This window comes from Halopseudomonas xinjiangensis (genome assembly GCF_900104945.1).
Classification (GTDB): domain Bacteria; phylum Pseudomonadota; class Gammaproteobacteria; order Pseudomonadales; family Pseudomonadaceae; genus Halopseudomonas; species Halopseudomonas xinjiangensis.
This window is the reverse complement of record NZ_LT629736.1, coordinates 571179-585686: the sequence shown is the minus strand read 5'-3', so window position 1 is coordinate 585686 and position 14508 is coordinate 571179. Positions and strand designations below refer to the sequence as shown.

The window sequence follows — 14508 nt, the reverse complement described above, 5'->3', positions numbered from 1 at the left end:
AGGTGACCATGCAACAGTCAACCCTGCTTTCGCTGGGCAGCATCAATGCCGATTTTCAGGTGCGCATTGATCAGGCTCCCGGCAGCACCGAAACGCTGCTGGCTCATGAATTTCGTCGCTTTGCCGGAGGCAAGGCAAGCAACACTGCCTGGCTGGGGGCGCTCTTCGACCATGAAAGCTGGCTGCTGGGCCGGGTTGGCGATGATGATCTTGCCGAGCAGGCGCTGGCGCCCTTGCGCGAAGCCGGTATCGACGTGTCGGCCGTCACCCGCGCAGCCGGGCAGCACACCGGGGTGTCCATGATCACCGTACCGCCGGATGCGAAAAAACACATCGTCCTGGCAACCAATGCCAACGATGACTGGGACGAGGAAGCGGCACTGGCGGTGGTCAAGGCCGTCGAACAGGCGAGATTGCCCGCATGTCTGGTAGCGGACTGCGAGGTCCCCGCCTGGGTGGTGCAACGTGCGGTCGAGGCAGCCAGCCGTCGATCGATCCCGGTGGTGCTCGATCCCTCCTTTCCCGACCGGGTCGAACCGAATCTGCTGGGTGGGCTGCTGGCTATCACGCCGAACGAGAGCGAGGCGGAAGGACTGCTCGGGCGCGCCATCGACTCGCTGGACGATGCAGCGCAAGCTGCGCACGAACTGCGTCAGGCCGGGGTACGCATCGTCTGTCTCAAGCTGAGCGATGGGGGCTGTCTGCTAGACGCCGGGAAAGGAGCCATGCACATCCCCGCCGGAGAGGCGGAGCCTGTCGACACCACCGGCGCGGGTGACTGTTTCACTGGCGTGCTGGCTATTGCCCTGCTTGAAGGACGCGAGCCTATCGAGGCTGCCGCCTGGGCCGTCGCTGCCAGCAACGCCGCTGTCACCACATACGGCTCCAAGCCTGCGTATCCTACCCGCGACGCAGTCGCGCCGGTGGTGGATGGCCTGATGCGCAAGGCGCGACGTGTCGATGGTTAGTGAAGCGACAAGCTGGCAAGTCGTATTCGATCAGTTCGAGCCAATCGACGAAAGGCGGCGCGAAGCATTGCTTGCGCTTGGCAATGGCGTCCTGTCCTGGCGCGCCAGCGCGCCTGAAACCTCGGCCTGTCATGCAGGTCATCCCTCCCATTACGCGGGACTGTACTGTGCTGGCTGGTACGACAAGGCCCCACGAGACGTCAACGGTACGACGTCCGAGTTGGCGGCTCTCGCCAGGCTGCCTGATCCTTTTGGTCTGAGTGTCTCGCCGGACGGACAACAGTGGTTCGACCTGCACGCCGTCGAACTGCAGCGCTACCAGCAAAGCCTGCACATGGACGCCGGCCAGCTACGCCGACGGATCTGCTTTGTCCTGGCGGGTCGTACCTGGGAACTTGAAGAGGTGCGCTTCGTCAGCATGGCCGACCCTCACCTTGCCGTGCTGCGCTGGGAACTCGATTTGCCTGCCGGCCTGGAACATGTCCATTTGCGAACGGTGTTGGACGGCTCGGTCGATAACAGCCTGATTAACAAGAATCTGGCGTACGAAGGTCGCCGACTGAAAGACGTGCATATCGAAAACAGCCGCGACGGCCATGCTACGCTGAACGCCCACCTCACCTCGCCGGGACGTCGACTGGCGATGGCAGTGCACACCATTGTGCCGGGCAAGGCCGTCGACTGGGACGGGGTATTGTGCCGCGACCGACTTTGCCAGGAGACGATCGTCCGCCCGGCTGGCGAGCAGCGACTGGTTATCGAGAAGCGTGTCGTCGTATTGACTGACGATCAGATCCCCGCCGATGCCAGGCGCGCGCACGACCAGGTTCTGACTTCCCTCCCCCACCAGCCATTCGAAGCGCTGCGCACCGAGCACGAGCTGAAATGGAGCGAGCTATGGGCGCAGATGCCCATGCGTCTGAGCGATGACAAACTCGAGCGCGCCCTGCGACTACATGCATTCCACCTGCTGCAAGCCGTATCACCGCATAGTCTGGAGCGTGATCAGGGCTTCCCTCCCCGCGGCTGGCACGAGGGCTATTACGGACAGGTATTCTGGGACGAGATATTTGCTTTTCCCTTCCTGGTCAGTCACTTTCCCGAACTGGCCCGCGGCCTGCTCAGCTACCGTCATCGCCGCCTGGACACGGCGCGCGAACGTGCTCGCCGCGCCGGGTTGAGTGGTGCCATGTTCCCCTGGCGTAGCGGGTCGGACGGCGAAGAGGAAACCCCTCCGTTCCAGCAAAACCCGTTGTCCGGCCGCTGGATGCCGGACTACACACATCTGCAATGGCACATCGGGTCGGCAATCGCTTACGACGCCTGGCAACTGTTCCTCGCTACCGGTGACCAGGCGTTGCTGGCCAACGAAGCCGGCGAGCTGATCCTGGAAGTGGCGCGGTTCTGGGCAAGCGCAGTCGAATTCGACGAGGCCTCGGAGCGCTACGTCATTCGTGGCGTCATCGGCCCTGACGAATATCACAACCTGTACCCAGATCGAGATCGGCCGGGGCTGGACAACAACGCCTATACCAATCTCATGGCGTGCTGGACGCTACGCCTGGGCAAGCAGGTAATCGCCAACCTGCGCGATTATCAGGCCATCGAGCTGAGAGAGCGAATCGGTCTGCAGCCCGACGAACCGAAGTTGTGGTGCGACATAGCCGATCGGATGTACCTGCCGCTTCTGGAAAACGGCGTACTCAGCCAGTTCGATGGTTTCAAGGACCTGCTGCCGCCGCCGGACGCGTGGTTGCACGACGATCGGCCTCGCCTGGACTGGATGCTCGAAGCCAAGGGAGACCGGTGTGACCGCTACCAGTTGAGCAAACAGCCCGACGTCCTGATGCTGTTGCACCTTTTTCCGCCCAGAGTCTTGCTGGAGTTGGTGAACCGGCTTGGCTACCGGTTCGATGAGGCGGATATCCGGCGCACCGCCGAATACCACCTCGGACATATCACGCACGAATCGAGCCTGTCCACGGTCGTATGTGCCGGCGCGCTCACGCATCTCGATGCCGGAGCGTCGTGGCGATATTTCCTCGATACGGCAGCGGTCGACCTGGCTGCGCCATCGCAAAGCGGGACTCTTGAAGGTATTCACCTCGGCGCGATGTCCGGCTCCCTCGACGTGCTGCAACGACACTACCTCGGCATCTGGCCGGAGCAGGACGGGCTTCACGTCCTGCCGGCTCCCCCGCACTCGCTTGGCGATGTCGAGCAGAAGGTCTGGTTCCGTGGTGCCGAGCTGTCGATTGCCCTGTCAGGCGATGTCTTGCGTCTCGTCGTGGAAAAAACCGATAGAGGGCCGGTCCTGGTCCACCATCCCACTGGCCAGGCCTGGCTTGACCAGGGTAATGCGCTGGCGATCCACACGCAGCGAAAGTAGAGGGCTGCTCACCTTACCGAGCGCACCGCGGCGCGGTCGAGACCGGCCACTGGTCTGGTTCAAGGCGACATTCCGGATAGCCGGACAGGTTGACCCACCAGAGCGGGAACACGACCTCGCTCGTCCGGTCTCCTGTAAAACGGCTCAATGCTGCCCTGAGGTTCGGTTTCGTTTCGAGGCGTGATCATGTCTTCAGCCAACAAAGCAGGACTGCCCAGATTCGCACTGCATCGTCCCGCTGAGCTTCAGGTGGATGCGGTTCCGTTGCTACGCCAATATGCCGAACCATTGCCGGACCTCGAGAGCGAAGAGTTCGCCGCGATGTTCGATCGGTACGGAGCAGCGCGCATCGTGCTGATCGGCGAGGCGAGCCACGGGACCAGCGAGTTCTACCGCACACGAGCAGCTATAAGCCGCGCGCTCATCGAACGGCATGGGTTCAATATCGTGGCCGCAGAGGCCGATTGGCCGGATGCCGGGCGGATCGACGCCTACGTTCGCCGATCCGCTACCCGCCAGTGGCATGAGCAGGCGTTCAGGCGTTTTCCGGCCTGGATGTGGAAGAACGCTGAGATAGTCGAGTTCGCTGACTGGCTGCGCGATTACAATGCGCCACGCGCCGATGAGCAACGCGTAGCCTTTCGCGGGCTCGATGTCTACAGCCTGTGCGACTCGATCGGTCAGGTGTTGCAGTATCTTGACCAGACCGATACGACGTTGGCCCGACAGGCTCGGGAACGTTACGCCTGCCTGTCGCCCTGGCAGGACGACCCCGTCCTGTACGGCCACATGGTCGAGCGTGATGGGAAAGACCCCTGCGAGGACGCGATCGTCGAGCAGCTCCAGGCGCTGCTCAAAGCGCGCCTGGCGGGCACACCCGAGCAGCATGAAGAGCATTTCAGCGCGACCCAGAACGCACGCGTGATTCGTGCCGCCGAGCAGTATTACCGATCTATCTACCGCGGCTCGGCCGAGTCCTGGAACCTGCGCGATCAGCACATGTTCGACACGCTCGAGGCGCTGCTGGAGCAACGCGGATCAGACGCGAAGATCATCGTCTGGGCTCACAATTCGCACATCGGCGATGCGCGAGCCACCAGCATGGGCTGGGGTGGCCGATTCAACATCGGCCAGCTGTGCCGTGCCGCGTTTGGTTCCGAAGCGGTCCTGATCGGCATGGGCACTGATCGCGGGCAGGTAGCCGCCGCTGACGAATGGGACGGCGTCATGCATATCAAGGATGTCGTCCCCTCCCGGCCCGATAGCTGGGAACAGCAGTTTCTCCAGGCTGGCATCCCCGCCTCGCTTACCGACTGGCGCGGCTCAGACCGCAAGGCGCTGCGCGATGCGCTGGGCCAACCACTGCTGGCGCGGGCTATTGGTGTGATTTATCGCCCGGAAAGCGAGCGGCGCAGTCATTACTCCCAGGCAGTCCTGGCAGAGCAGTTCGATAGCTACGTCTGGCTCGAAAAGACCGGTGCGGTCACCCCGCTGGCTCACAGCACCGACTCGCCCTCCGAAGCCGACACCTACCCGTATGGAGTCTGACCATGAGCCGATCATTCACGCCCTTGCCGGCCTATCGAAACCGTCGGGAAGCCGGCCAGAGCCTTGCTGCAGCGCTGCGCCCGGTGGTACAGGGCAAGCCCATCGTCCTCGCTTTGCCCCGCGGCGGCGTGCCGGTCGCGTATGAAGTTGCCCGATCTTTCGACTCACCACTGGATCTGGTCATGGTTCGCAAGATCGGCGCGCCGGGCCATGAAGAGTTCGCTATCGGCGCCGTAGTCGATGGGCTCACCCCACAGTGGGTGGTGGATCAACGGATGGCGGCGCAGTTCGACGTGCCCAGAAGCTGGTTCGAGGAAGAAAAACAGCGACAGCTTGAAGAAATCGAGCGCCGACGCGCTGTCTATTGCGGAGACAGGCCTCCGTTGGACATCGCCGGCCGAGAGGTGATCGTCGTCGACGATGGCGTCGTCACCGGAAACACCGCCAAGGCAGCACTGACAGCCTTGACGCAGTCTGGTCCAGACCGGTTGATCTTCGCAGTTCCGGTAGGCGCGCAGGACTCGCTGGACGAACTGCGCCCGATGGTCGATGAGCTGGTTTGCCCCCTGGCGCCTGATCAGTTTCGCGCGGTCGGCCAGCATTACCAGGACTTCGGCCAGACGACCGATGCCGAAGTCGTGGATTTGCTCGGAAAAGCGCGGGAAGCGCTGCGTTAGTGCAGCGCTCATCGCCTTCACCTATCCCAACCATCCATTGCAAGCGCAGGAGATAAACGATGCCACGCGGAGACAAGTCCAAATACACCGAGAAGCAGCAACGCAAAGCCGAGCATATCGAGGAGAGCTACGAGGAAAAGGGGGTGCCGGAAGACGAAGCCGAGGCACGTGCGTGGGCCACCGTGAACAAGCAATCCGGTGGCGGGGAACGCAAGGGCGGCTCGGGCCGGCAGAAAAGCCAAACCGAGAAGCGCGCCGATCGCAAGGATTCGGCGCATCGTGCGGCCAAGGCGCGCGAGGGAGACTCGCCAAACCGCGGCTCGGCTCGGAACAATTCCGGCAGCAGCTCGTTGACCGAGCTTTCCAAGGACGAGCTGATGGAGAAAGCGCGTGAGCGCAACATCACCGGCCGATCGAAGATGCGCAGGGACGAACTCATCAAGGCGTTAAGTTGAGCTGACAAGGGTGAGGCGAGCCGCCGGCGGCTCAGACCGCCCGGCTTGGATTCCGCCGAAAAAATATCTTTCGCGAGACCGAACAGGCCTAAGGAAATCCGCTGCACGGCCGATTCTAAATCCCGCCGGCTGCCGTTAGAATGCCGGCGCTTTTCACAGGGCTGGCTGGACATGACCGCCCTGCCCTTCCTGTTGCATCGGCTGCATAGTTTTCCTAGGAGCAAGTGTGGATATCGCCACTCTCGTCGGGCTCGTTGGCGCCCTGGCTATCATTCTTTCGTCGATCCTGCTCGGCGCTTCGCCGTTGACCTTCGTCAACGTGCCGTCGCTGCTGATCGTTATCGGCGGAAGCATCTTCGTGGTACTGGCCAAGTTCAGCCTCAATCAATTTCTTGGTGCAATGAAAGTGGCCGGCCGCGCCTTTTTCTTCAAGCTGCCGGACGTCGAGTCGACCATCAACGAACTGGTTGAACTCGCCGGTATTGCGCGCAAGCAGGGGCTGCTCGCGCTGGAAGACAAGGAGATCAGTTCCCCTTACCTGAAAATCGGCGTTCAGCTGCTGATTGACGGTCACCCGCCGGAAACGGTGCGCGCGATTCTGGACAAGGAGCGCGTGCTGACACTCGAGCGCAACCGCTGGGGCGCCAAGATCTTCTCGGCGATGGGTGACGTTGGACCGGCAATGGGCATGATTGGGACCCTGGTCGGTCTGGTGCAGATGCTTTCAAACATGGAAGATCCAAAGTCCATCGGACCGGCGATGGCCGTGGCACTGCTCACGACCCTCTACGGCGCGATGCTGGCAACCATGATCTGTCTGCCGATTGCCGACAAGCTCAACCTGCGCATGACCGAAGAAGCACGCATGCAGGCGCTCTGGACGGACGCGGTGCTGGCGATACAGGACGGTACCAACCCGCGCACCATCGAACAGCTTCTCTCGAGTTATCTGCCGCCGAAAAAACGTGGCAAGCCCGCGGATGCGGAGCCGGCCTGATGGATCTGCCCGAAGAAGAGGACAAGCCCGGCATTCCCGCCTGGGTAGTTACCTTCGCGGATCTGATGTCGTTGCTGATGTGCTTTTTCGTACTGCTGTTGTCTTTTTCCGAGATCGACGCCGCGAAGTTCAAGCAGATTGCCGGCGAGTTGTCCAAGGCCTTCGGCGTCCAGCGCGATGTGCCGGCGACCGAGATACCCATGGGCACCAGTCCGATCTTCAATAGTTTCTCGCCAAGTGTTCCCGAGCCAACGCTGGTTGAAAACGTGCGCCAGGAAACCAGCCAGGAAGCCCCCCAACTGGACACGCTACGCGCGGATCGGGAGAGCTCTGTCGCCCAGCAGGTCGAGCAGACCACGCGTGAGCAGATCGAGGTCAGCCTCGACGCGCTGTCCGCCGTATTGCAACAGGAGCTGACCGAAGGACGGCTGCAGCTCGAACATGACCGCAAACGCGTTATTGTTCGTGTCGAAGAGAAAGGCTCGTTCCCCTCTGGCTCGGCAGACATGACTACCGGCTTCGAAGAGGTGCTGTGGCGTATTGCCGATGTACTGGCCGAGCTGCCCGGGGAGATCACCATCGAAGGACATACCGACAACATACCGATCAGCACTCCGCGCTTTCGTTCGAACTGGGATCTGTCGGCAGCCCGTGCCTCGTCGGTCGCCAACGCGCTGCTGGCCAGCGAAACCGTGGAGCCGGAACGCATCCGCGTGCAGGGCTATGCCGATACCAGGCCGCGGGCAAGCAATGATTGGCCGGATACGCGCACGCTTAATCGGCGGGTGGAAATCATCCTCGATCTGACCGGACCGATACAGGCCTACGAAGAGCAGTTGCGTAAGCTGATGCAAGCCGAGAGCGACAGCGTTTCGGCGGGCATCGCCCCGCAACCTGCAAGCCTGCCGGACGCCGGCTCGCCACAGGTGATGCCGTAACAGCAAGCGCATTGATAGCAGGCCCATGCGCTGGAAGGCCAGGTTCCAATGCGTTTACACTCATGCCTTGCTCATCAACGAGGAAGGCACGATGTCGTTCGCCCAGGCACTCAAGGCTCAGTTGGATATTCCGGTTATCGGGTCGCCGTTGTTCATCATCTCCAATCCGCGGCTGGTTGCCGAACAGTGCAAGAGCGGCATTGTCGGTTCGTTCCCGGCACTGAACGCTCGACCCGCCGAAGTTCTCGAGCAATGGCTCGAACAGCTGACCACCGAGCTGGCTGAATACCAGAGCGCGAACCCGGAGAAGAAGGTCGCGCCGTTCGCCGTCAACCAGATCGTCCACCAGTCCAACGACCGCCTGCAGCATGACCTGCAGATGTGCGCCAAGTACAAGGTGCCGATCATGATCACCAGCCTGCGCGCGCCGCACGAGGCGGTCGAAGTGGCGCACAGTTACGGCGGCAAGGTCTTCCACGATGTGATCAGTGTGCGCCATGCGGAAAAGGCCATCGAGGCCGGCGTCGACGGGCTGATCCTGGTCTGCGCTGGTGCCGGCGGGCATGCCGGCACGCTGAGCCCGTTCGCGCTGGTGTCGGAGGTGCGCAAGTTCTATGACGGCCCGATCGCACTCTCCGGCTCGATCAGCCGCGGCGAGCACATCCTGGCCGCCGAAGCGATGGGCGCCGACTTCGCCTACATGGGCACGCGCTTCATCGCCACGCCGGAAGCCAACGCCGACCAGGCGTACAAGGACATGATCGTCAACAGCTCGGCGCAGGACGTGGTCTATTCCAATCTGTTCACCGGTGTGCATGGCAACTATCTGCGCGGCAGCATCGAAAACGCCGGACTGGATCCAGCCGACCTGCCCGTCGCCGACAAGAGCACTATGTCCTTCGGCTCGGGCGGCAGCAGCAAATCGAAGGCGTGGCGAGACATCTGGGGCGCCGGCCAGGGCGTCGGCAATATCGACGCGGTCCAGCCGACCGCTCAGGTCATTGCCGAGCTCAAGCGTGAATATCTCGCAGCGCGCCAGCGCTTGCTCGGCGCCTGATGCTGAAATGAAAAAGCCCGGGATTCCGGGCTTTTTTTAGTCGTCCTTGCGCAGCTCGTCCGGTATCGGCAGATCCGGCATCTTTCCTGGACGCTTGCCCTGCCCCGCGCGGTACTGCCGGAGCTGGAACACATAAGCCAGTACCTGCGCCACGGCCAGATACAGGCCCGCCGGGATCTGCTGATCCAGTTCGGTGCTGTAGTACACGGCCCGCGCCAGCGGCGGCGATTCGAGCACTACCACGTCGTGCTCCGCAGCTACCTCTCGAATCTTCTGCGCAATGAAGTCGGCGCCCTTGGCTACCACCACCGGCGCTCCGGACTGCAGCGGGTCATATTTCAGCGCCACGGAGTAGTGGGTCGGGTTGGTGATGACCACGTCGGCCTGCGGAATATTGTTCATCATCCGCCGTTCCGCCATCTCGCGCTGCAGCTGACGTATGCGCGACTTCACTTCCGGCTTGCCTTCGGAGTCCTTGTACTCGTCACGGATCTCCTGCTTGGTCATCTTCAGCTTGTTCTTGTTGCTCCACAGCTGGAAGGGCACGTCGACGGCAGCGATGGCGATCAACGAGCAGGACAGGAAAACCAGCGACATGCCCAGGATCCACGCGCTGTGTTCCAACGCGTTGGGAAGCGGCTCACTGCCCAGCGCCAGAAGGTCGTTCTTGCGCAGACTCAACACCAGAAGCGCCATTGCCAGGACCACAAGAAACTTGGCGAAGGCTTTGAGCAACTCGACCAGCGCCTGAACCGAGAACATCCGTTTGATACCGGCGAGCGGGTTCATGCGCTCGAATTTCGGCGCGAGCAGCTTTCCGCTGAACAGCCAACCGCCGAGCATGACCGGCGCCACCAGTGCGGCGATGAATATCATGATGAACAGCGGCCCGATGATATCCAGACCCACGCCTACCGACGAGAGAAGATGCAATCCCATACTGTCGGTGGCATAGAGACTCTCCCGGTCAATGCGGAAGTTGAAGACCATTAGATCCATCATCTTGCGCACCATGGCCGGGCCGAGCATCAGCAGCCCGACCGCCGACACCATCACCACTGCGAGCGTGCTCAGCTCCTTGGAGCGCGGTACCTGCCCTTTGTCGCGCGACTCTTTCAGTCGCTTGGCCGTGGGCTCCTCGGTCTTTTCCTGACCGCTATCTGGCGATTCAGCCATCAGCTAGCCCTCACCAGTTCGCGCAGCCACACCAGCGATTCAGCCGCCAGCGCCTGATATTCGGCGCCGACGTTACCGAGCATGACCCAGAGAATGAACAGACCAAACACCAGCGTCAGCGGAAAACCGATGGAGAAGATGTTGAGCTGCGGCGCCGCACGCATCATCACGCCGAAAGACAGGTTGACGATGAGCAGCGCAATGATCGCCGGCAAGCCTATCAGCAGCGCGGCGGCCAGCACCCAGGAGAAACGCAAAACCAGCGTGTAGAAATCTGCCGCGCCAAGCGTCTCGCCAATCGGCAGCGTGGTAAAGCTCTCGACCAACACCTCGATGACCACCAGGTGCCCATTCAGCGTGAGGAACAGCAGCGTCACCAGCATGGTGAAAACCTGGCCGACCACCGCGACCGAAATGCCCATACTCGGATCGTTCATCGAGGCGAAGCCAAGGCCCATCTGCATCGCAATAATCTGACCGGCGAGTACGTGAATCTGGAACAGCAGCTGCAGCATGAAGCCCATTGCCGCACCGATCAGTATCTGCTCGGCAATGACTACCCAGGTGCCCAGCGACAACGGATCGAGTTCGGGCGCGAGCGGAATCTGCGGAGCGACGAGCAACGTCAGGATCATGGCCATGAACAGGCGCACACGCGCCGGCAGCAATTGGGTGCCGAACACCGGCATGGTCATGAACACGCTGGCGACGCGAAACAGCACCCAAGTATAGCTGCTGATCGTGCGCGCCAGCTCGTCTAGCGAATATTCGAACATCAGCCGATGAGGCCGGGGATTTCCCGGTACAGCCGATCGGTGTATTCGATGAACTGATTGACCAGCCACGGACCCAGCACGATCAGCGTGATGAAGGTGCAGAGCAGACGCGGCAGAAAGCTCAGCGTCTGTTCGTTAATCTGCGTCGCCGCCTGGAAGACCGCCACCAACAGACCGACGAGCAGACTCGGCATGACGATGATCGCCACCATGACGGTGGTCAGCCACACTGCCTGGCGAAACAGATCAACAACGACTTCCGGGGTCATGTCGGCTCCTAGGCGGTAGCGAAGCTGGCGGCCAGCGTTCCGATGATCAAGGCCCAGCCGTCAACGAGCACGAACAGCATGATCTTGAATGGCAGCGAAATGATCAGCGGCGAAAGCATCATCATACCCATGGCCATCAGCACGCTGGCTACGACCAGGTCGATGATCAGAAACGGAATGAAGATCATGAAGCCGATCTGGAACGCCGTTTTCAGCTCGGAGGTAACGAAGGCCGGTACCAGAATATGAAACGGCACCGCGTCCGGGCTGGTGATGTCGTCCCGCCGCGCCAGCCGCACGAACAGCTCCAGGTCGGTCTCGCGGGTCTGGGCGAGCATAAAGCCGCGAAGCGGAATGCTGGCCGCATCCACCGCTTCCTGCGGACCCAGCTCTTCGGCGAGATAGGGCTGCAGAGCCGTCTCGTTGATCCGTTCGAACACTGGCGCCATGATGAACAGCGTCAGAAACAGCGCCAGACCGATGAGAATCTGGCTCGATGGAGTCTGCTGCAGACCCAGCGCCTGACGCAGGATGGAGAACACGATGATGATTCGCGTGAAGCTGGTCATCATCATCACGAACGCCGGGATGAACGTCAGCGCACTCATCAGCAGCAGGATCTGCAGGCTGACCGAGTAGGTTTGTTCGCCTTCGCCGTCGGTACTCAAGGTAACCGCCGGAATGCTCAGGGGGTCGCCTGCCGTTTGGGCAAATGCCGTTGGAGCTAGCAACACGAAAAGCAGCACGAGCCAGCGCATCACGGGCGGTTCTCCCGCTTGAGCAGTGCCTGAAGCTTCTGCGCAAAGTCGCCGCCAGGCGTACCTTCCGACGGTAGCTCGGCGATCGGCTCGTCGAACACATGCAGGGTACTGATACGACCCGGCGAAGCCCCTAAGAGCAGCTGTTTGCCCGCCACGTCGACCAGCATCAGTCGATCGCGAGGACCCAACGGCAGGCTGCTGATGATGCGGATATTCTGGCCGCCCTGTGCGGCCAGAGGGCCGATCCGGCGCATCAGATAACCGAGAAGAAAAATCAGCCCGACAATGAACGCCAGACCCAGCACCAGCTGACCTACCTGGCCGGCGACCGATGTCTGAGCCTCGCTGGTCGCCACCGGGGCGGCCCAGACGGCTGCGGAGGCAACCCAGCCGACGAATACGAAGGGAACGGCAACGCTTTTCATCTAGCGCAGCTTCTTGATGCGTTCGCTGGGGCTGATCACGTCGGTCAGGCGGATGCCGAACTTCTCGTTGACCACCACCACTTCGCCGTGAGCGATCAGCGTGCCGTTGACCTTGACGTCCAGCGGTTCGCCGGCCAGCCGATCGAGCTCGACGACCGAGCCCTGGTTGAGCTGGAGCAGGTTGCGGATGGTGATATCGGTGTTGCCCACTTCCATCGAAATGGTGACCGGGATATCCAGGATCACATCCAGATTCGGGCTATCGCCATGCTCACCATACTCGTCACCGGATACCTTCGCCGGAGCGTTGAACTCTTCCATCTTCACCCGGCTGGAGCCGCCGGTGCCAGCCAGCAACGCGTCGATGTCGTCCTGGTCGGCAGCCCCTGCCTCGTCCAGAGCGGCAGCCCATTCATCAGCCAGCGCCTGCTCTTCGGGACTCATCTCTTCAGCCTGCTTGTCATCTGCCATGTCGGCATTCCTCCCCGGTAAAACGATTGACGCAAAAAGTGGTTTTCATAATCTGCTGCTACCGCGGCCGAGCGACAGGGCCGAGAATCTGCAAAGCCAGGTTGCCCTTGACCGAGCCAAGCTTTGCCTTGAACGTCGGTACGCCGTTGGCGCATAGCACCATGTGGTCGGGAAGTTCTACCGGGATCACATCGCCCGGCTGCATGCTCAACAAGTCCTTGAGTTTCAACTCGCGCCGGACCACCGTCGCACTCAAGGGCACCTTGGCCGCCGTCATTTCCTCGCGTAGCGCACGCACCCAGCGCTCGTCCTGGTCGTCCACGTCCGACTGCACGCCCGAATCGAGAATCTCCCGCAGCGGCTCGATCATCGAATACGGCACGGTTACGTGCAGGTCGCCACCGCCACCGTCGAGCTCGATATGGAACGTGGATACCACGACCACTTCGCTCGGGCTGACAATGTTGGCGAGAGCCGGGTTTACTTCGGAATTGACGTATTCGAACTGGACCGGATGGATCGCCTGCCAGGCTTCTTTCATATCGAGAAAGGCCTGATCCAGCACCATGCGCACGACCCGCAATTCAGTCGGCGTGAATTCGCGACCTTCGATCTTGGCGTGGCGTCCGTCCCCACCAAAAAAGTTGTCGACGAGCTTGAACACCAGCTTGGCGTCGAGGATGAACAGCGCGGTTCCGCGCAGCGGCTTCATCTTGACCAGGTTCAGACTGGTCGGCACATACAGCGAATGCACGTACTCGCCGAATTTCATGACCTGGACGCCGCCCACCGCTACGTCCGCAGAGCGGCGCAGCAGGTTGAACATGCTGATGCGGGTATAACGGGCGAAGCGCTCGTTGATCATTTCAAGCGTCGGCATCCGACCGCGGACGATCCGATCCTGGCTGGTCAGGTCATAGCTTTTGATTGAGCCTGGCTCGACATCCGCGTCAGTATCGATCGCGCCGTCGTCCACGCCATGCAAGAGCGCGTCGATTTCGTCCTGTGAGAGTAGGTCCTGAACGGCCATGAGCTATTCCTATTGCAAGACGATGTTGGTGAACAGCACGGACTCGACCACCGGGTTGCCGATTTCCTTTTCCAGCAACGACTGCACCGCGAGTGTAGCGCGCTGGCGAAGGGTTTCCTTGCCATCCGGGGTGAACAGCGAGTCAAACTCCTCGCTGGTAAACAGCATGACCAACTGGTTGCGTACCAGCGGCAGATGCTTGGTCAGCGTGGCCATGCCAGCGGCATCTCGGCCCATCAACACGACGTTCACCTGCATGTAGCGCTGACGCCCTGCGTGGGTGTAATTCACCACGAAGGCAGGGTCCAGTGGCTGGTAGATAGCAACCGGTTTGCCGGCCGGGACGACTACAGCTTCTTCTGCAGACTGCTCCGATCCGCCGGACAAGACGAAAAACAATAGGCCGCCCACCGAAACCAGCAGAGCGAGAACACCCGCACCGATGAGGATGAACAGTTTCTTGCGACTAGCCGCCGGCTTGGCGTCTTTGTCTGCTGCAGCCGGCTCGGCCTGTTTACGCGCCATGACAAATTTCCGTCATCGAAGGGTGTGGGAGTAGCAACTTGAAGGG

At 61.4% G+C, this 14508-nt stretch carries 16 protein-coding genes; 8 read left to right on the top strand and 8 right to left on the bottom strand.

The window, feature by feature from the left end:
- Window positions 1–8 precede the first annotated feature (8 nt).
- The 8 genes from BLT85_RS02695 to BLT85_RS02660 all read left to right on the top strand — a co-directional run bounded on the left by BLT85_RS02695 (window position 9) and on the right by BLT85_RS02660 (window position 9029).
- A complete protein-coding gene (locus tag BLT85_RS02695; RefSeq protein WP_093391702.1) occupies window positions 9–968 on the top strand; it encodes a PfkB family carbohydrate kinase in 960 nt (319 codons plus the stop codon).
- Complete coding sequence (locus BLT85_RS02690) at window positions 961–3357, top strand: glycoside hydrolase family 65 protein (protein ID WP_093391701.1); 2397 nt, start codon at window positions 961–963, stop codon at window positions 3355–3357. The genes BLT85_RS02695 and BLT85_RS02690 overlap by 8 nt, the downstream gene beginning before the upstream one ends.
- A gap of 186 nt (window positions 3358–3543) precedes the next feature.
- On the top strand, window positions 3544–4905 hold the full coding sequence (locus BLT85_RS02685; RefSeq protein WP_093391700.1) for an erythromycin esterase family protein: 1362 nt from the start codon (window positions 3544–3546) through the stop codon (window positions 4903–4905).
- Window positions 4906–4907: 2 nt separating this feature from the next.
- Window positions 4908–5582, top strand: coding sequence for a phosphoribosyltransferase (locus tag BLT85_RS02680; RefSeq protein WP_093391699.1), 675 nt, complete (start codon window positions 4908–4910; stop codon window positions 5580–5582).
- Window positions 5583–5641: 59 nt separating this feature from the next.
- Window positions 5642–6037: a Rho termination factor N-terminal domain-containing protein gene (locus BLT85_RS02675; protein ID WP_093391698.1), complete on the top strand. Its 396-nt coding sequence runs from the start codon at window positions 5642–5644 to the stop codon at window positions 6035–6037.
- A gap of 226 nt (window positions 6038–6263) precedes the next feature.
- Window positions 6264–7034 (top strand): flagellar motor protein PomA, encoded by a 771-nt coding sequence (gene pomA / locus BLT85_RS02670; RefSeq protein ID WP_093391697.1) that lies wholly within the window; start codon window positions 6264–6266, stop codon window positions 7032–7034.
- A complete protein-coding gene (locus BLT85_RS02665) occupies window positions 7034–7972 on the top strand; it encodes a MotB family protein (protein WP_093391696.1) in 939 nt (312 codons plus the stop codon). Before pomA ends, BLT85_RS02665 begins: the two co-directional genes overlap by 1 nt.
- A 91-nt stretch (window positions 7973–8063) precedes the next feature.
- Window positions 8064–9029, top strand: coding sequence for an NAD(P)H-dependent flavin oxidoreductase (locus BLT85_RS02660; RefSeq protein ID WP_093391695.1), 966 nt, complete (start codon window positions 8064–8066; stop codon window positions 9027–9029).
- Window positions 9030–9065: 36 nt separating this feature from the next.
- Here BLT85_RS02660 and flhB read toward each other — a convergent pair whose 3' ends face one another.
- From flhB to BLT85_RS02620, 8 genes are read right to left on the bottom strand one after another with little or no spacing between them, the layout of a single operon-like run.
- Window positions 9066–10205, bottom strand: a complete 1140-nt coding sequence (gene flhB / locus BLT85_RS02655) for a flagellar biosynthesis protein FlhB (protein WP_093391694.1) — start codon at window positions 10203–10205, stop codon at window positions 9066–9068.
- Window positions 10205–10981 (bottom strand): flagellar biosynthetic protein FliR, encoded by a 777-nt coding sequence (fliR, locus tag BLT85_RS02650; protein WP_093391693.1) that lies wholly within the window; start codon window positions 10979–10981, stop codon window positions 10205–10207. Before fliR ends, flhB begins: the two co-directional genes overlap by 1 nt.
- Window positions 10981–11250 carry a flagellar biosynthesis protein FliQ gene (fliQ, locus tag BLT85_RS02645; protein WP_093391692.1) on the bottom strand — a complete coding sequence of 90 codons (270 nt, stop codon included), beginning with the start codon at window positions 11248–11250 and terminating at the stop codon, window positions 10981–10983. Before fliQ ends, fliR begins: the two co-directional genes overlap by 1 nt.
- An 8-nt stretch (window positions 11251–11258) precedes the next feature.
- Window positions 11259–12008 carry a flagellar type III secretion system pore protein FliP gene (fliP, locus tag BLT85_RS02640; protein ID WP_093391691.1) on the bottom strand — a complete coding sequence of 250 codons (750 nt, stop codon included), beginning with the start codon at window positions 12006–12008 and terminating at the stop codon, window positions 11259–11261.
- The gene (fliO, locus tag BLT85_RS02635) at window positions 12008–12436 is read right to left on the bottom strand and encodes a flagellar biosynthetic protein FliO (protein WP_093391690.1); all 429 of its coding nucleotides are present in this window, start codon (window positions 12434–12436) and stop codon (window positions 12008–12010) included. Before fliO ends, fliP begins: the two co-directional genes overlap by 1 nt.
- Complete coding sequence (fliN, locus tag BLT85_RS02630; RefSeq protein ID WP_093391689.1) at window positions 12437–12907, bottom strand: flagellar motor switch protein FliN; 471 nt, start codon at window positions 12905–12907, stop codon at window positions 12437–12439.
- Window positions 12908–12965: 58 nt separating this feature from the next.
- The gene (gene fliM, locus BLT85_RS02625; RefSeq protein WP_093391688.1) at window positions 12966–13937 is read right to left on the bottom strand and encodes a flagellar motor switch protein FliM; all 972 of its coding nucleotides are present in this window, start codon (window positions 13935–13937) and stop codon (window positions 12966–12968) included.
- A 9-nt stretch (window positions 13938–13946) separates the two neighbouring features.
- Window positions 13947–14462: a flagellar basal body-associated FliL family protein gene (locus tag BLT85_RS02620; RefSeq protein ID WP_093391687.1), complete on the bottom strand. Its 516-nt coding sequence runs from the start codon at window positions 14460–14462 to the stop codon at window positions 13947–13949.
- Between the last annotated feature and the right edge of the window lie 46 nt (window positions 14463–14508).